16 protein-coding genes are annotated in these 17,020 nt (G+C 68.6%); 8 read left to right on the forward strand and 8 right to left on the reverse strand.

The features are described from left to right. Positions 1-45: 45 nt before the first annotated feature. The 3 genes from A33M_RS08680 to kaiC all read right to left on the reverse strand — a co-directional run bounded on the left by A33M_RS08680 (position 46) and on the right by kaiC (position 3,490). Positions 46-1,389 carry a sensor histidine kinase gene (locus A33M_RS08680; RefSeq protein WP_237718325.1) on the reverse strand — a complete coding sequence of 448 codons (1,344 nt, stop codon included), beginning with the start codon at positions 1,387-1,389 and terminating at the stop codon, positions 46-48. A gap of 116 nt (positions 1,390-1,505) precedes the next feature. Next, positions 1,506-1,793 (reverse strand): circadian clock KaiB family protein, encoded by a 288-nt coding sequence (locus tag A33M_RS08685; protein ID WP_008385880.1) that lies wholly within the window; start codon positions 1,791-1,793, stop codon positions 1,506-1,508. Beyond that, positions 1,790-3,490, reverse strand: coding sequence for a circadian clock protein KaiC (gene kaiC, locus A33M_RS08690; RefSeq protein ID WP_008385882.1), 1,701 nt, complete (start codon positions 3,488-3,490; stop codon positions 1,790-1,792). The genes A33M_RS08685 and kaiC overlap by 4 nt, the downstream gene beginning before the upstream one ends. Before the next feature lie 1,164 nt (positions 3,491-4,654). On the opposite strand from kaiC, the gene A33M_RS08695 reads away from it, so the two are divergent. The 3 genes from A33M_RS08695 to A33M_RS24400 all read left to right on the forward strand — a co-directional run bounded on the left by A33M_RS08695 (position 4,655) and on the right by A33M_RS24400 (position 6,027). Further along, complete coding sequence (locus tag A33M_RS08695) at positions 4,655-4,846, forward strand: hypothetical protein (RefSeq protein ID WP_008385884.1); 192 nt, start codon at positions 4,655-4,657, stop codon at positions 4,844-4,846. A 4-nt stretch (positions 4,847-4,850) separates the two neighbouring features. Beyond that, a complete protein-coding gene (locus A33M_RS08700; RefSeq protein ID WP_008385886.1) occupies positions 4,851-5,471 on the forward strand; it encodes a helix-turn-helix domain-containing protein in 621 nt (206 codons plus the stop codon). Positions 5,472-5,676: 205 nt separating this feature from the next. Continuing rightward, positions 5,677-6,027, forward strand: coding sequence for a hypothetical protein (locus A33M_RS24400; protein WP_192814097.1), 351 nt, complete (start codon positions 5,677-5,679; stop codon positions 6,025-6,027). Between the two features lie 254 nt (positions 6,028-6,281). Here the strand turns inward: A33M_RS24400 and A33M_RS08710 are convergent, their stop codons facing one another. The 4 genes from A33M_RS08710 to A33M_RS08720 form a co-directional block, all read right to left on the reverse strand. Further along, positions 6,282-6,467, reverse strand: a complete 186-nt coding sequence (locus tag A33M_RS08710) for a hypothetical protein (protein ID WP_040619828.1) — start codon at positions 6,465-6,467, stop codon at positions 6,282-6,284. Beyond that, entirely contained in the window at positions 6,389-7,669 is a 1,281-nt protein-coding gene (locus A33M_RS24865; RefSeq protein ID WP_443212813.1) for a PLP-dependent cysteine synthase family protein, read from the reverse strand. Before A33M_RS24865 ends, A33M_RS08710 begins: the two co-directional genes overlap by 79 nt. Before the next feature lie 360 nt (positions 7,670-8,029). Then, a complete protein-coding gene (locus tag A33M_RS25225; RefSeq protein WP_008385892.1) occupies positions 8,030-8,161 on the reverse strand; it encodes a hypothetical protein in 132 nt (43 codons plus the stop codon). 25 nt (positions 8,162-8,186) lie between these two features. Continuing rightward, complete coding sequence (locus A33M_RS08720; RefSeq protein ID WP_008385894.1) at positions 8,187-9,059, reverse strand: cyclase family protein; 873 nt, start codon at positions 9,057-9,059, stop codon at positions 8,187-8,189. 197 nt (positions 9,060-9,256) lie between these two features. On the opposite strand from A33M_RS08720, the gene A33M_RS08725 reads away from it, so the two are divergent. Both A33M_RS08725 and A33M_RS08730 read left to right on the forward strand, forming a co-directional pair. After that, positions 9,257-10,240: a diacylglycerol/lipid kinase family protein gene (locus A33M_RS08725; RefSeq protein ID WP_008385897.1), complete on the forward strand. Its 984-nt coding sequence runs from the start codon at positions 9,257-9,259 to the stop codon at positions 10,238-10,240. Between the two features lie 5 nt (positions 10,241-10,245). Continuing rightward, a complete protein-coding gene (locus A33M_RS08730) occupies positions 10,246-11,064 on the forward strand; it encodes a metallophosphoesterase family protein (protein WP_008385899.1) in 819 nt (272 codons plus the stop codon). Positions 11,065-11,122: 58 nt separating this feature from the next. Here the strand turns inward: A33M_RS08730 and A33M_RS08735 are convergent, their stop codons facing one another. Continuing rightward, a complete protein-coding gene (locus A33M_RS08735) occupies positions 11,123-13,237 on the reverse strand; it encodes a methyl-accepting chemotaxis protein (RefSeq protein ID WP_237718327.1) in 2,115 nt (704 codons plus the stop codon). A gap of 414 nt (positions 13,238-13,651) precedes the next feature. Here A33M_RS08735 and A33M_RS08740 point away from each other — a divergent pair, with 414 nt between their 5' ends. The 3 genes from A33M_RS08740 to A33M_RS08750 all read left to right on the forward strand — a co-directional run bounded on the left by A33M_RS08740 (position 13,652) and on the right by A33M_RS08750 (position 16,953). After that, the gene (locus A33M_RS08740; RefSeq protein ID WP_008385903.1) at positions 13,652-15,535 is read left to right on the forward strand and encodes an ABC-F family ATP-binding cassette domain-containing protein; all 1,884 of its coding nucleotides are present in this window, start codon (positions 13,652-13,654) and stop codon (positions 15,533-15,535) included. Between the two features lie 107 nt (positions 15,536-15,642). Next, positions 15,643-16,485 (forward strand): RMD1 family protein, encoded by an 843-nt coding sequence (locus A33M_RS08745; protein WP_083850381.1) that lies wholly within the window; start codon positions 15,643-15,645, stop codon positions 16,483-16,485. Positions 16,486-16,518: 33 nt separating this feature from the next. After that, complete coding sequence (locus A33M_RS08750) at positions 16,519-16,953, forward strand: hypothetical protein (RefSeq protein WP_008385906.1); 435 nt, start codon at positions 16,519-16,521, stop codon at positions 16,951-16,953. The last annotated feature ends 67 nt before the right edge of the window (positions 16,954-17,020 follow it).

Raw genomic sequence — 17,020 nt, forward strand, 5'->3', positions numbered from 1 at the left:
CCGTGCCGATGATGCCGAAGCCCTCAAAAAGACGCAACGGTAGTACTAGTCGTGCAAGTCTTCCATTGGCAACGAAATCCGGCAGACCAGCCCTTCCGGCTCGAACACGACTTCCGCCCCACCCGTGTACGAGTATTGGAGGCTCCGCGCGATGACGGTTTGTCCGAAGCCTTGGCGGAGCGGAGGTTCGACGCGAGGGCCACCGCGCTCGCGCCATTCCACGACGAAGCGATCTTCGTCGTCGGGCTGCGCGACCCGCTGCACGAAAACCTTCCCGCCAGTGACGGACAGCGCGCCATACTTCGCGGCGTTGGTGGCGAGCTCGTGGATGACGAGCCCGAAGGCGATCGCCGCCCGCGGAGCCATGAGGCGCCCGAGATCGCGGGTGACGAGCCGACCCGTGACGCCGCCGGTGAAGGGCGCGAGCTCGCTCTGCACGACGTCTTCGATCTTCAGGCTGGTCCAGGAGTTTTCCGCCAGGAGGTTGTGCGTCGCGGCCAGCGCCTCGATGCGTCCGGTGAAGGCCTTGTGAAAGCCTTCCAGCGTGTCTTCGTGGTGCAGCGTCCGGCTCGCGATCGAGAGGACGAGGGTGAGCGTGTTCTTCACCCGGTGGTCGAGCTCGCGCATCAGGAGGAGCTGCCGCTTCTCGGCCTCCTTGCGCTGCGACAGATCCACCATCGTGACGACGCAGCCGCTGATCGCGTCGTTGCCGATCCGAAGCGGTGCCGCGCTCACGAGGAAGTCCTTCACCTTCGGAGCGTTCGGCGCGTAGGCCTCGACGCCCTGCACGGCGGTGCCTCGCGTCGCCATGTACACGATGTCCTCGGCCTGCATGAGCCCCGTCGCATTGGGAAGCTTCAGCGGGACCGCTTCGGCGAATTCCATGCCGAGCGGATCGCCATCGAACACGGCGTGGGCGGCGGCGTTCGCATGGGTGATGACGCCGTCCTTGTCGCAGACCAGCACCGCCTCGTTCGCCGATGCGATGACGGCTCTGGCGGCGCGCTCGCTCTGCTCGGCCGCCTCGGCGCGCACGCGTTCGGTCACGTCGGTGAAGGTGATCGCCACAGCCGGCGTGGTCGAAAGCTGGAAGGTGTTGGCGGCGAGGATGTAGTGAACCGTCTCGCCGTTCCGCTCGAAGTCGACCTGCTTCGAGAGCGCGCCCTGGAACGGCGGCACCAGGAGATGGTCGACGGCCTCCGCGACCTCCACCGGCGCCACGTCCGAGATCAGGCTCCCCCGCACGGAGTTCTGCGTCAGGCCGAGCGCCGAGGTCAGGTTGGCGTTTGCATACAAAATCCTGCCGGACTGGTCGATTGCCGCCGCACCGACATTCATCACCTCCATGAAGGCGTGATAGGCGTCGGCGCCACCGCCGATGTCGAACACCTGCTGGTCGCCCTGCTGGCCGACCACCAGCGCGTCGACATCGCCCTGCCGGATCGCGCGGATCGTGTCCTCGGCTTCCGCCAGGCGCCGCCGGAGCTCGGCGATCTCGTCCAGGCTCATTCGCCCTGAACCTTCAGTGAGACCAGCACTTTTTCGACATCGGAGAGATCCCCTATGATCTTGCGGATGGGAACCGGCAGCTCGCGCACCAGGGTGGGGATCGCAACGATGCTGTGTTCCTTGGCGAGCTTGGGGTTCTGCCTGAGATCGACGACCTCGACCTCGTACTGCCCGGCCAAGCGCTCCTCGGTGATCTTCCGGAGGTTGGCGATGGCGGCGAGAGACTTGGGCGTCTGCCCGGCCACGTAGAGGATGAGCTTCTTCGGAGATGCGGTGTCGGTCATTTCAGTCTCGATCGGTTACCGCCGCTCCGGCTGACGTCCATCTCGTATGCGTCCGTAGCGGCCTGTCGAAGGTAATCGGTTTCGGCCTTGGAGACCCTTGCCAATTCCTTTTCGTCTGCGTCCAGTTCGGCCTGCAGCGCCTCGATCTGCGCCTGGGCCTTGCGCCGGCGCGTTTCGATCATGGCCTTGCTGCGCTCGACCTCGGCAAGCCGCGCGACCTCGGCGCGTCTGGTCTTCGCTTCCTCGAAGCGTCGCGCCGACCCGGTGAGAGCGCCCGTTTCGCCGAGATAGGGCGGCAGGAGCCGAATGCCCGAACTGCTCATGACGAATTCGCGCACCTGGTTGGAATGCGCCGTGCCTCGCGCCTTGAGGAGGTAGAGCTCCCGGTTGAACTCCCCGTTCGCCTCCCGGTTGAGCATCAGGATCCAGCCGTCCATCAGCGAGGAGAGGCCGGCATCGGTGACGATCGCGCCTTCCTGGGAGTGCATCAGGTGGGTGAACATGCTGGAGATCCCACTGGTCTTGAGGAAGTCGACCATTCTCAGAAGCATGGACTGGACCTCTAGCCGGTCGCCACTTTCCATGAAGGCCGAGATCGGGTCGAGGACCACCAGCTGCGGATCGAATTTCTGCACCTCGCGAAGCATGATCGCCAGGTGCATCTCGAGGCTGTAGAATGTCGGGCGCGCCGAGACGAAGCGGATGAGCCCTCTGTCGACGTAGGGTGCGAAGTCCAGCCCGATGGACGCCATGTTGCGAACGATTTGCCCCGGGGCTTCCTCGAACGAGAAATAGATCGCCCGCTCGCCTCGCACCGCAGCGGCGTGGACGAAGCTCGCGGAGAGCGAGGATTTCCCCGACCCCGCGACGCCCGAAACGAGGATCGACGATCCCCTGTGAAAGCCGCCTCCGACAATCATGTCGTCGAGATCGGCGACCCCCGACGGCACACGCTCGTCGAACACCCGATGGTCGAGCCCGAGCGAGCTGACAGGCAGCACCGAAAAGCCGTCCTGGTCGATCAGAAAGGGGTATTCGTTCGTCCCGTGCGCTGTCCCGCGATACTTCACGATGCGCATCCGCCGGGTCGAGATCTGATTGTGCACCCGGTGGTCGAGCAGGATCACGCAGTCGGAGACGTATTCCTCCAGCCCCTGCCGGGTGAGGGTGCCGTCGCCCCGCTCGGCGGTGATGACGGTCGTCATCCCCTTGTTCTTGAGCCAGTCGAACAGGCGGCGGATTTCCGCGCGCAGCACGGCCTGGTTGGTGAATGCGGAAAAGAGGCTTTCGATCGTGTCGAGGACCACCCGCTTCGCGCCGATCGCGTCGATCGCGAGCTCGAGGCGCAGGAAAATGCCTTCGAGGTCGAAGTCGCCGATCTCGGCCACCTCCGACGGATCGATGGCGATGTGCTCCATCGCGAGCAGGTCTCGGTCGATCAGCCCGCCCACGTCGAAGCCGAGCGACGCGACGTTTGCGGCGATGTCGGCCGGCTGTTCCTCGAACGTCACGAAGACACCCGGCTCGTCGTAGTCCCGCGCGCCGTGGACCAGGAAGGTCGTCGCGAAAAGGGTTTTTCCGCAGCCGGCCGATCCGCAGACGAGGGTGGGGCGTCCGCTGGGAACGCCGCCCAGCGTCAGATCGTCGAACCCTTCGATACCGGTGAGCGATTTCGCAATGCCTGAAGAGGAATCCATCTTGTTTCCAAACGAGCCGAGTGACTGCGTCCTACGGCACTGTCGGCACAGCCGCCGGCGTCGAGTGACGGTCGCAGGTCGCGGCCGATTGCGACAGTCGGCTTTTGGCTGTGCTTAAAGGATAACTACCCTCGTTGTCCATGTCGAGATTTCGCCCCCGAGCGGCCACCGACGCAGATGGACGGGCGCGGCGGGGCAGGCACTTTCCCGGCATCACATCGAGATCGCGCTCGATGGAGTCCATCGGCCGATCGTTCGGGATCTCGTCCGCGTGATCACGACGAAGGTCGGATTATGCAGTTCGGAGTAAGCAGTATCGCATAGCGCATGGTCGGCTCGATTGGACCGACAAAGGCGACCGGACCGCCTGGTCTTCGCAAGCGGGTCGGCCGGATGGCTGGCGAATACCATCGAACACCTCGGCATCCAGCCGACGAGCGGCCTCGGTCCCGCCGCTCATCGCTCGAATACCGATGACCACTCATGCGTTCAGAGAGGTGCGTCGGCCAAGCGACGCATCCTGATGGATGCGCCGGGACGGCGATCCGCGATCCAACATATTCGGGCGATCGCCCCCCAAGATGGCTCGATCGTTCATATGCACCGTCACAAATCACCAACCCTTTACGGGAACCCCATTCATTCGTGCTCGAAGATGGCTTTCACAAAAACCCTTTTTTCGCCGGTTCGACGGCGGATGGCTTCGAGTCGGAGCCCTTGTCGGCGTGCAGATGCGGGCGTCCGCCAGCGCCCGAAGCGCATCGGGGCTCGCAGCGACACCGCCGCCACGCGCCGGCAGCGACCTCGATGCCTCCTCGGTGGCGGTCAGCCGCGCCTCGGGCTTCGCGACGTCCTTGCCGCCCTTCCTCGGAATTTCGACGACATGCACCGCCGAGCACCGGTGCATGGACGCCGCGACAGCCCCGTCGCTTCGGCCGCGAACGAGCGATCTCCGCACGGCGCCCGCCAGAGAAAATCATCGTCGCATTCGACCGCCCGACCAACGCGGTGTCGTTTTCTCCGCGCGCGTCTTGAACCGCGGCCGCGGTCGCGCCATCGATGAGGATCGGAGCCGCCGGGACGGCCGGGGATTGCGGAGCGACGGGCTCGGACCGGGCCCCGGGCCCGCGGAAAACGCATTCGAAGCGACAGGAGCCGATCACGATGCAGGGGGCGACCGTCATCGATCTTTCCGCCTACCGGGAGCACCGGCGCGCGACGGCCGCCGCGAAGACTTTCGCCGGCGCGGCACCGACCACGCCGCTGTTCGGCTGGACGATGGTCCCGATCGCTTTCATGGTGATGTGGACGCCGGTCTTGCTGGTGCCGCGCCGCGGTGCCATCGACGATGAATAGGCACGTGCCGTCGGACAGCTGCGACCGCGATCCGCCTGCCGACGACCACGACTCCGCGGCCGAGCTGCCGGCGATCGTCGGTCGCAATCTGCGCCGCCTGCGCACCCGTCGCGGCCATTCGCTCGAGCGCCTCGCGAAGCTCTCGGGCGTCAGCCGCGCCATGCTGGGGCAGATCGAGACCGGCAAGAGCGCCCCGACCATCAGCCTGTTGTGGAAGGTCGCCACCGCGCTCGGCGTGCCGTTCGCCAATCTTCTGGCGCACCAGAACGAGTCCGGCACGATCGTGCTGCGGCGCGACCGCGCGAAAGTCCTCGCATCGAGCGACGGACGGTTCACCTCGCGCGCGCTGTTTCCGTTCGAGAGCGAGCGGCAGGTCGAGTTCTACGAGATCCGGATCGCGCCCTATCACCGCGAGGACGCCCGCGAGCACGCCCCCGGAACTCACGAAAATCTCATCGTGGCGAAGGGCGCCATCGAGATTTTGATCGGCACCGAGCCGCCGCACGCGCTGGCCGAGGGCGATGCCATCCTGTTCGAGGCGGACGTGCCGCACGGCTACCGGAATTTCGGCTCCACCGAGGCGGTGCTGTACCTCGTCATGACCTATGTCGAGACGGTCGGCTGAGAGACCGTTTGGTCCACCGTCCGGTGTCCAGCACCGACAGCGGGAGGCCGGCAGCGTCGGCCTCGCCGTCCGTTCGTTCCGACCGCGCGATCACTTCGCCATCGGCATGCAGCACATCGTCATGCCGCCGCACGCCATCATCATCGGCATGCCGTTGCCCATCATGGTGCACATGGTCTGGCAGCACTGCATGAACATGTCTTTCATGGACGGGTCCATCGGCATCATCTCGCAGGTCATGCCGGTCGGCGTCATCGTGCAGGTCGTCCTGCACATCATCATCGGCATCATGCCGCCCATGCCCGTCATCGGGTTCATCATGGGATTCATTCCCGACATCATGCCCATCGGCATCATCGAGTTCATCATCGGATTCATCATCGGCATCATGCCCATCATCGGCATGTTCATCATCGGCATCGCAGTCGGCATCGTCGGCATCGTCGGCATCGTCATGGTGGCAGTCATCGTCTTGCTCCGGTCGTGTGACGGACCATCTCCGTCGTTCGATCGGAGCCTAGGCCGACGGTACGATGCTGCAAGCGACAAGCCGTGACACCGAACGCTTTCCTCCACTCCACCGACGCATCCGCGAGAGAAACGGACGAGACGCTCGAGATCGCGGAGATCCGTCCGCCATATCGGACGATCGCCTGCCCCATTCCGCCCTTCGACGACGCTCGCAGCGTCGTGCCCGGACGCGAGCCCGCGTCCGGGATACAGCGGCGGCCGGCGTGACGACCAGATTCACCGGAGGCGCGCCCTGCCCCGCGGCACGTATCGTCGCCTGCAGCGCGTCTCGTCGCCGAGTCAGCCCGCCGACGTCGGCCGCGCATCGGTGCGCGCCGGCCCGGCTGCCGACGGATGGCGCGCCGCACGGACCAGATGGAACAACAGCGCCGTCGCGGCGACGTGGATCAGGTCGCGGTCGGCGGCGGCGATCGTCGCGGGCTTGCGCGCGTGGCGGGACGTGGATTCGAAGGTGGTGTCGAGCATCGTCTTGCTCCGGCGCGGGTGGATCGTCTCGGCAACGCCACGACGCGGAGCAAGTTCGGTGCCAATTTCCACGTCGTCCACCGGATGCGATCGTCGATCAGAGGCCCCCGAGCGCAAAATCGAGATCGTCGATCAGATCGTCGGCGTCCTCGAGGCCGATCGAGAGGCGGATCAGCGAAGGGCGAATGCCGCGCGCGAGACGGTTCGACGAATCCCTGGTCGGCCATCCAGGTGTCGTTGAACATCTTCGAGAGATACTTGTTGCCGCTGTCCGGAAACAGCGTGACCACCCGCTTCGGCCGGGTCTGCTCGCGGCAGTAACGCAGCGCGGCGGCGAGCGCCGTGCCGGACGACGAGCCGGCCAGAATGCCCTCGCGTTTCAGAAGCTCGCGCGCGGCGAGGAACGCCTCCCGGTCGGTCACCGTGTAGCCACGCTGCACGCGAGAAAGGTCCGCGTTGGGCGGCACGAAATCCTCGCCGATGCCTTCGACCAGCCAAGCGCCCGGCGTTCGTGGCGTGCGCCCCTCGACCACGTCGATCAGGATCGAGCCGTCGGGATCGGCGAGCACGATCTCGGTCGCCGGCGACGTGCGGGCGAAGAAACGCGACAGGCCGGTGAGCGTCCCGCCCGAGCCGACGCCGCACACCACCGCGTCGAGACGGTGGTCCATCTGCTCGAAGATTTCCGGCGCCGTTCCGGTCTCGTGCGCGAGCGGATTGGCCGGGTTGGCGAACTGGTTCACGTACACGGCGCCGGGCGTCTCGGCGGTGATGCGCTCGGCGAGATCCTGATAATACTCCGGATGCCCCTTGCCGACGTCGGAGCGGGTCATCACCACCTCGGCGCCCAGCGCCTTCAGATGCAGCACCTTCTCGCGGCTCATCTTGTCGGGAATGACCAGGATCAGCCGATAACCTTTCAGCGCGGCGACCAGCGCGAGGCCGAGGCCGGTGTTGCCGGCGGTCGCCTCGACCAGCGTGCCGCCGGCGGTCAGCCGGCCGTCGCGCTCGAACGCTCGGATCATCGCGAGCGCCGGCCGATCCTTGATCGAGCCGCCCGGGTTCTGGCCCTCGAGCTTCGCGAACAGGCGGCACGGACCGGTGTCGAGCCGGGTCAGCTCGACGAGCGGCGTGTCGCCGATCAGCGCGAGCAGTCCCCCGCTCGCCCTGTCGGCGGGTCCGATGCGGACGGCCTCGTTCATCTCGACCTCGGCTGGTTTCTCACGTGATCTGCTTTGCGCGTCCGCAAGCGGCGTGGTCGACGCGATCCCGACCGACGGGTCGTGACGTCGTGACGTCGTGATACCGTGACGTAGCGACATCGAACGTCGCATTCGGCGATCGAGACTGCGGCCACCGCGGACCAGACCAGATACGCTCGCTCGTCCGGATCCTCCGATCCAAAAGCGTTCGATCCGAAATCGTCCGATCATTGAAACGTCTGACCGCCGCGACGGACACGGTCAAGACGCCCTCCTGCATTCGCAACAATGCGTGATCACGCAGGCCGCGCGGTGGCACGATCTACCAAGGCTCGTGCCGAAGACGGAAAGTTTCACCTTTCAGAAAGGCGTCGGTGATGCGCGCTGAAAGCCGCGGTCGATCGCGTCGGCGATGATGTCGCCGCGCAGCGCGCCGCCCGCGCCGGAGACCCGCTCAATCCCGCGAAACAGATTGTCGGCCCGCCGTCGCACGACGGCGGGTCGGCCGCGCCCGCTCTCACGCCAGCGCCAGGAGCCGCACCGGGGCGCCGGTGGCGTCCTTCACCTTGGGCAGCCCGACCACCAGCGTCGCGCCGGAGGCCGGCGCCTGGTCGAGATTGGCGACGTTCTCGAGCCCCCAGCGGCCGGCCGGCAGCCAAATCTTGTGGGTCGGAAAGTCCTGCGACGCACCCTTGTCGAGCGACAGCGTGTCGACCGCGAGGCCGGCGACGTCGCGCTCCTTCAGGAGCCACAGGGCGGCCTCCGGGGCGATGCCGGGGAAATGCATGGTGCCGTCGATGTCGCGGCCGAGAAAGCGGCCGGTATCGCTGGTGGCGAGCTTGCCCCAGCCGGAATGCATCGCGACGCAGCAACCCGCCGGCAGCTTTCCGTGCGCGGCCTCGAAGGCGTCGAGATCGGCGCGCGAGAGGAGATGGTCGGGATCGGCGTCGGCGGCCGCCGTCACGTCGATCACCGCGAGCGGCACCACCAGCGTCTCGACAGGAATCGCCTCCACCGCCGCCGCGTTCTCGGAGAAATGCACCGGCGCGTCGAGATGGGTGCCGGTGTGCTCCACCAGCGTCCAGGTCTTCATGTTGTAGCCGTCCTTGTCGAAGACGGCGCGATCCTCGAACGTGATCGCCGGATCGCCGAGAAAGGTCGGGAAATCGGCCGTCAGCGTGTGGGTGAGGTCGATCACCCGCCGCCCCTCGCCGAGCATCGCCGCCGCCGGCCCCGGCGCCGGCCCGGCGAGCGCGCGACCGGCCGGCGCCACCGCGGTCGCGGCGAACGCCACCGTCCCCGCCCCGGTGCCGCGAAAGAAGCCGCGGCGCGAGACGCCCTCGCGCCGCACCGCTGCCCGCACCGCATCCATGCATCCGGCGACGCACATGCCGTCCTCCCGTGGCCGCTTCACTCGTGTCGATCTGCCTATACTCGAAGTCGTCGGCGGCCACACGAAGGCGGGCATGAAAAACCGGCAGCGGTGCCCTGCGACCGCCGCTGCCGAGCAGCCGGCGAACGGGCGGAGGAACGAACCGGCGGCGACGGCGTTTGCTTTCGGTTTTCCCGAGCACCCGTGCATTCCCGATGATCGACGCGCTCACCACCGCCTCGCCGCCCCTCGCCCCGGACGCACTGCCGAACGCACGAATCGGGGCGAAACGCCGCTGGCACCTGGTGCTGAACGCCCGCTCGGGGGCGAGCGCCGACGGCGCCCTGACCGCTTCCGACCTCGTGACGCGGCTGCGCGCCGCCGGCCTCGATGCCGACACCGGCGACGACCCCGAGGCGACGCTCGCCCAAAAGGTCGAGGCGGCGATCGAAAGCGGGGCGGAGGTGATCGTCGCGGCGGGCGGCGACGGCACCATCACCGCGGTCGCGAGCGCCTTGGTCGGCACCGACCGCACGCTGGCGCTGCTGCCGCTCGGCACCGCCAACCTGCTCGCCCGCGATCTCGGCGTGCCGCTCGACCTCGACGCGGCGATCGCCGCGCTCGCCACGATGGCGCCGAAAAGGATCGATGTCGGCGAGGTGAACGGCACCGTCTTCCTGCACAAGATCGTGCTCGGCTTCGTGCCCGGCCTCGCCGCCGCCCGCGAGCGTCTGCGCGGCCGCGGCTTTTGGGCGTCCTTCGCCTTCCTCCGCCATTTCGTCCGAAGAGTCCGGCGGACGAGGCGGATCAGCGCCCACCTCACCACCGGCGACGGGCGCCGCCGGGTGGTGCGGGCGGCGGCGATCGCGGTGTCGAACAACGCCTACGACGAAGGCGTCGGCCGCTTCTTCTGCCGCTCGCGGCTCGACGGCGGCAGCCTCGGCCTCTACGTGCTGCGGCGACCGGGGCTGTTCACGATGGTGAAGCTCGCCGCCGGCATGCTGGTCGGCCGCTGGCGGCGGAGCGAGGAGCTTTGGGTGGGCGCGGCGAAAAGCGTCGTGCTGCGCAGCCGGCGACGCCGGCTGATGCTGATGATCGACGGTGAGGTTTCGGGCTTCTCGACGCCGCTGAAAGTGCGGATCAGGCCGCAGGCGCTGTCGGTGCTGGCGCCTGCCGCCGGGCCGGATGCGAGCGGATAGCGGCCGTGCGGATCGTCCACCTCTCCGACCTCCATTTCGGCCGGCACGACGCGGAGATCGCCGCCGGGCTCGCCGCCGAGGTGGCCGAGCACGCCCCCGATCTCGTGGTGGTGAGCGGCGACTTCACCCAGATCGGCAGCGCCGCCGAGTTTTCCATGGCGAGCGACTTCCTCCGCACGCTGGGGGCGCCGGTGTTCGCCGTGCCGGGCAACCACGACCTGCCGGCGCGCGACCTGGTGCAGCGCTTCCTCGATCCTTACGCGCGCTATCGCCGCTACATCGCCGAGGAGATCGAGCCGACGCTGGTGCGCGACGGCGTGGCGCTGGTCGGCATCAACACGGCGCGCCGGCTGCGGCTCGGGCTCAACTGGGCGGAAGGCTCGATCGGCCGCGAGCAGCTGCGCCGGGTCGCCGCCCGCTTCGAGGCGGCGCCCAAGCACGCCGTCCGGGTCGTGGTGGCGCACCACCCGCTGCTACAGCCGGACGTCGCGATCTCGATGAAGACGGTGAAGCGTGCCGACCTCGCGCTGAAGACGTTTGCCGCGCTCGGCGTGCGGCTGGTGCTGTCCGGCCACTTCCACCTGTCCTATGTGCGCCGCCACGCGCCGGGCGAGATCGCCACCGCAGTGCCCGCCGGGCCGCGCCGCGCCGCGTGCGGCGAGCTTCTGGTTGTGCAGGCCGCCACCACCATCTCCACCCGCACCCGGCAGGAGCCGAACGCCTTCAACGTGATCGATGTCGGCCGGAGCGTCTCGGTGCGGGTGCGGGAATGGGCCGAGGGCGACTGGCGCACCCGCGAGGCCGGAGTGATGGCCACCGCCTGAGCGCGCGGCAGGTGCGCAGCGCCGGGTTTGCACCGCCGCCGGAGCGTCCCACCCCGTCTCAGGCCGCCCGGACGGTGGCGAGGAAGCGGCCGACCTCGAGCTTGAGCCGATTGCTCTCGCCGGCCAGCGCCTGCGCCGAGACGAGCACCTGCGCCGAGGCCGAGCCGGTCTCGCGGGCGCCGTGATGGACCTCCTCGATGGTGCTCGCCAGCGCCGCGGTGCCGTGCGAGGCCTGCTGGATGTTGCGGGCGATCTCGCCGGTGGCGGCGCCCTGCTGGGCGACCGCCGCGGCGATCGCCGAGGAGATCTCGGCGATGCGGCCGATGGTGGTGCCGATCGCCTCGATCGCCACCACCGAGTCCTGGGTCGCGGACTGCATGCCGGCGATCTGCGCGGCGATGTCGCCGGTCGCCTTGCCGGTCTGCGAGGCGAGCTGCTTAACCTCCTGGGCCACCACCGCAAAACCCTTGCCGGCCTCGCCGGCCCGGGCCGCCTCGATGGTCGCGTTGAGCGCCAACAAGTTGGTCTGCTCGGCGATCGCCTTGATGAGCTGGACGACGTCGCCGATGCGGCCCGCCGCCTCCGAGAGCTGGTCGATCTTGGCGTCGGTCGACCTCGCCTGCTCGACGGCGTCGTGGGCGATCCGGGCCGATTCCTGCACCTGCCGGCCGATCTCGTCGATCGAGGCGGTCATCTCCGTGGTGGCCGAGGCAACGCTCTGGACGTTGGCGGAGGCCTGGCCGGAGGTTTCGGCCGCGCTCGCGACGTGATCCTGCGTCGCCTCCGCCGTGCGGGTCAGCGTGCCGGCGGAGGCCTCGAGCTCGGTCGAGGCGGACGACACCGTCTCGATGATCTCGCCCACCGCCCCCTCGAAGGCGTCGGCGAGCCGCTGCATCTCGCGCCGACGCTCGGCGGCTGCCGCCATGTCGGCGGCCGCCTTGGCCTCCACCTCCTGACGGGCCTTCTCGGCCGCCTTGATCTTGAACGCCTCGACCGCACCGGCGATCTCGCCGACCTCGTCGCCGCGGCCGAGCCCGGCCAGCACCACGTCGAAATTACCGTCCGCCAGCTCGCGCATGCTGCTGGTGAGCCGGCCGAGCGGCCGCGCGATGCGTCGCCACGCCACCAGGAAGCCGGCCGCGCCGACCACGAGCGCGAGCGCGAGCCCGCCGATCGAGAGGCCGAGCGCGAGGCGTGCGTCCGCGGCGAGCGCGTCGGAATGGCGGATGATCTCGGCCAGCGCCGCCGTGCAGACCGCGACCAGCGCATCGAGCGAGGCGTTGGCGGCGTTCAAGAAGTCGAGCTCGGGGACCGGCGAGGCACGCCCCTCGGCCGCCGCCTTCTCGATCTCGGTGCGGATCGCCGCATAGGTCTCGAACCGGCTGCGCTGGGCCTCGCCGATGGCCGCGACCACGGACGGTGCGACGCCGGGACGGGCCGCCAGCGTCCGGGCGACGTTCCAGGCGACGTTGGTCTCGCCGCCGAGCGCCGCACGCTGCTCGCGCGCCTCGGCCGAGAACGCCCGCGCCGTCCTGATCTGCTGGGTGAGGGTGCGCTCCTTGCCGGCATATGCCCGCACGGTCCAGGCCGCTTCCTTGATCTGGACCAGCTCGGCGATCACCGGGTCGAACATCCGGATCTTGTCGGTCAGCGCCGACGACACCCGCTCCAGCTCGGAGCTGAACGCGAGATGCGTCGCGAAATACTCCTTGGCGAGACCGGGCGGGCGCTCGGCGAGCGGCCGGGTGATGGCCGCATCGGCCGTCTTGCGGATGGCTTCGAGATCCGCCGCGCGGCGCCGCAGCTCGCCGACCACGTCGCCGTCGGCACATTTCAGGCTGCCGCAGGCGACGAGCAGCGCCTGCAGTGCCGGGGCCGCCTTGGCGCGCGCCGCCGAGAACTGCGCCGCGAGCTTGGGATCGGCCAGCTTGTCCGCCTGCAGCGCATTGAACATCGTTCCACGCTCGCCGAGCGTGTACTGAATGACGTCGAACAGCTCGCGATTGGCGACCGCGATGTCCTCGATCTGATCGGTGGCGCGGACCTTCTTCCACGCCTCGACCAGCGTCAGCGACGACTGAACGCCCATCACCACGGCGCACAGGCCGAACAACAGGTAGAGAGACGTGGAAATCCTGATGCCACGGCGAGGCGCGGCTGCCGACCTGCTCATCGAGGAAGCTCGCAATGGGCTCCCGGCGCTCCGGCCGAGCGGATCGGCCGACGGGACCGCCGGCGAGCGGATTCGGAAAGGACGACGACTGCGACGCGGCCGTCCATGTCCGGATACATGCCCCCGCTTAACAACAGGTTTTTTCATCGTTTGCCGATGTCCGCGAAAATGCCGTGGCATCGGCCGATGTCGGCGTGAAACGGAGGCCGGCGGGGGTTCGCGCATGGCGACTACGCACGACTACGGAAAGGGGAACCACGACCGCGCCCGATGGGCGCCGGGTCTGGGGGACCGGCGTCGGTGGATCGGCGTTCCCGCGCGGCTTTCCCGGATCGCCTTTCCCGGATCGCCTTTCCTGGACGGCCTTCCTGGACGGCCTTCCTGGACCGGCGGCGATTCCGTGTATAAGGCCGCATGCTCGTGCTCACCGACCTGACCGTCCGCATCGCCGGCCGCCTTTTGATCGACCACGCCTCGGTCCAGATTCCGACCGGCGCGCGGGTCGGGCTCGTGGGCCGCAACGGCACCGGGAAATCGACCCTGTTCCGCACCATCACCGGGGTGCACCCGTCCGAATCCGGCACCGTCTCGACGCCGTCGCGCTCGGTGATCGGCACGCTTCCCCAAGAGGCGCCGAACGGTCCGGAGCCGCTGATCGACCTCGTGCTCGCCGCCCATGTCGAGCGCACCGCGCTGCTCGCCGAGGCCGAGACCGCGACCGACCCGCACAGGATCGCCGAGCTGCACACGCGGCTCGCCGACATCGACGCGCATTCGGCCCCGGCGCGTGCCGCCGCCATCCTGCACGGCCTCGGCTTCTCGCACGACGACCAGCAGCGCCCCGTGTCGGAGTTTTCCGGCGGCTGGCGGATGCGCGTCGCCCTCGCCGCGGTGCTGTTTCGCGAGCCGGAGATCCTGCTGCTCGACGAGCCGACCAACTATCTCGACCTCGAAGGCACGCTGTGGCTGCAGGATCACGTCGCGCGCTATCCGCACACCGTGGTGGTGATCAGCCACGATCGTGATCTGCTCGACCAGGCGGTCGACCAGATTCTCCATCTCGAGAACGGCAAGCTCACGCTCTATCGCGGCAACTACGCGACCTTCGAGCGCACTCGCCGCGAGCGGCTGCTGCTCGACCAGAAGCTCGCCAAGAAGCAGGAGGCGCAGCGCGCCCGGCTCGAGGCGTTCGTCGAGCGGTTCCGCGCCAAGGCGACGAAAGCGCGCCAGGCACAGTCGCGGCTGAAGATGCTGGCGAAGCTCGCGCCGCCGGCGGCCCGCGTCACCGACGAGGTGCGCGAGATCGTGATTCCGACGCCGCAGAAGATGCTGTCGCCGCCGATTCTGGCGCTCGACGACGTGTCGGTCGGCTACGAGGCGGACAAGCCGGTGCTGCGCCGGGTGACGCTGCGGATCGACACCGACGACCGCATCGCGCTTCTGGGCTCCAACGGCAACGGCAAGTCGACGCTGGTGAAACTGATCGCCGGCAAGATCGGCACCATGGGCGGCCGCGTCACCCGTGCCGACAAGCTGTCGATCGGCTATTTCGCCCAGCACCAGCTCGACGAGCTGATCCCCGAGCAGAGCGTCTATCAGCACGTCCGCCGGCTGATGCCGGACGCCCCGGAAGCGGCGGTGCGGGCCAAGGCCGGCGCGATCGGCTTCTCGGCGGCGGCGGCCGACACGGCGGTGGAAAAGCTGTCGGGCGGCGAGAAGGCGCGTCTGCTGCTCGGCCTCGCGACCTTCACCGCGCCGCATCTGGTGCTGCTCGACGAGCCGACCAACCATCTCGACATCGACAGCCGCGCCGCGCTGATCGAGGCGATCAACGAGTTTCCGGGCGCCGTCGTGCTGGTGTCGCACGACCGCCATCTGCTCGACGCCTGCGCCGACCGTTTGTGGCTCGTCGCGAACGGCGGGGTTTCGGCGTTCGACGGCGACATCGACGACTACCGCCGGCTGGTGCTCGCCGGCGAGCCGGCGAAGGAGGAGGACGGCGGCGGCAACGGCAAGGGCCTTTCGCGCACCGACCAGCGCCGGGCGGCCGCCGAGCGCCGCGCCGAGCTCGCCCCGCTCAAGCGAAAGATCGGCAAGGCCGAGCAGGAAATCGCCAAGCTCCACAAGCGGATCGCGACGCTCGACGAAGCGCTCGCCGACCCCGCGCTCTACACCCGAGACCCGGCCAAGGCGGCGAGCCTCGCAAAAGACCGGGCGGCGGCGGCCGAGGCGCTCGCCCGCCACGAGGACGAGTGGCTGACGCTGTCGGCCGAGTACGAGGAGGCGATGGCCGGCTGACCCGGACGAACCGAACCGGTCCGCCGGTCCGCGCCGATCGGGAAATCCGGGCCGAAGCCGGCCGCGGCTCGACAGCGGCGGTCACCGATCGCTGCTATACTGCCGCCATGTCGGACCGTCCCCTTCCCGTCGCCTCCCCTGCCCCCGTGCCGATGCCGGCGGCCAAGTCGCGCGTCACCGCGCGCACGCTGCTGCTCGGCGACCGCATCGACACCACCGGGCTCGAGCGCAGCGACCTGCTCTCGACCACCCCGCTCGCCTTCCGCTCCGGCGCCACCGGCTTCGCGGTGCTGTTCCGCTACGGCGTCTCGGTGCTGGTCGGCCTGTCGCCGATCGAGGAGGACGAGGTGGTGCGGGCGCTCGGGCCGCGCCTGCACGGGCGGTACGACACCACCGAGGACGAATCGACCGTCATCGAGATCACCCCCGACCAGGACGACCAGGTGGTGCCGGGCGGGCCGGTGTCGGTGCGCACGCTGTCGCCCTCGCGGATTTTGGTGATCGCCGACGTGCTCGCCAAGAACGCCGCCCTGTCGCGCGACGAGCGCGAGGTCTCCAAGGTGATCGAGGTGATGGAGCCGTTCGCGGCCGCCCTCGCCCGCACCGGCAAGTCGCCCTCCAACCGGCGAAAGATGCTCGCCACCATCGGCCAGGCGCTGCAGGTGCAGCACCGGCTCGCCGGCCGCGTCGAGATCGAGGACAAGCCCGACATTTTGTGGGACCAGCCGGAGTTCGAGCGGCTGTGGCTGCGGCTCGCCGACGAGTACGAGCTGAAGGAGCGCGCCACCTCGCTCGCGCGCAAGCTGCAGGTGATCGACGAGACCGCCCACGCCATCACCGAGATCATCGACACCGAGCGCAGCGTGCGGCTGGAAATGACCATCGTGTTGTTGATCGTCGTCGAGGTTCTCGTCACCTTCTACGAGTTGTACGTTCGAGGCGGCCACTGACCGGGCCACCGCGACGAAAAGGGAATTGTTGCAATGCCGTTCGAGAGCGACATCGTCGCCGGGGAGGAGCGCTCCCTGACGCTGGTGTCCGGGGAGACCACCAGCTGGACCGACCGGACCATCGTCGACGTGACCTGGACCTGCTTCTTCCTCGGCGACGACGCCGGAACCTACAAGGCCTCGCCGGTGAAGGTCGCGGTCTATCCGCCGAGCCACCGGGTCACCGGGGTCGACATCCAGCTGGTCGAGCGCCACGGCCGGTCCGGAACGGTCGCCCGCAGCGAGACCTTTCGGCTGCAGCCGAACGGCTCGAGCTTCGACTGCGAGTTCGAATGGACCTCGACGGCCGCCGTCCCCGAGCAGGAGCTGTCGGTGCGGCTCCTGACCGACGAGCCAGGCGAGAGCGAGATGCTGCTGAAGGACCCGATCTCCCGCCGCCGCAATTTTCTGGTCGCCTTCGGGCGGTGATGTTTCGGGCGGTGATGCTTCGGCCGGCGACCGGCCGCCTCCCGGCTCGCACGACGGGTGACGGCGG

Source organism: Rhodovulum sp. PH10, from assembly GCF_000293785.1.
Lineage (GTDB): Bacteria > Pseudomonadota > Alphaproteobacteria > Rhizobiales > Xanthobacteraceae > Rhodoplanes.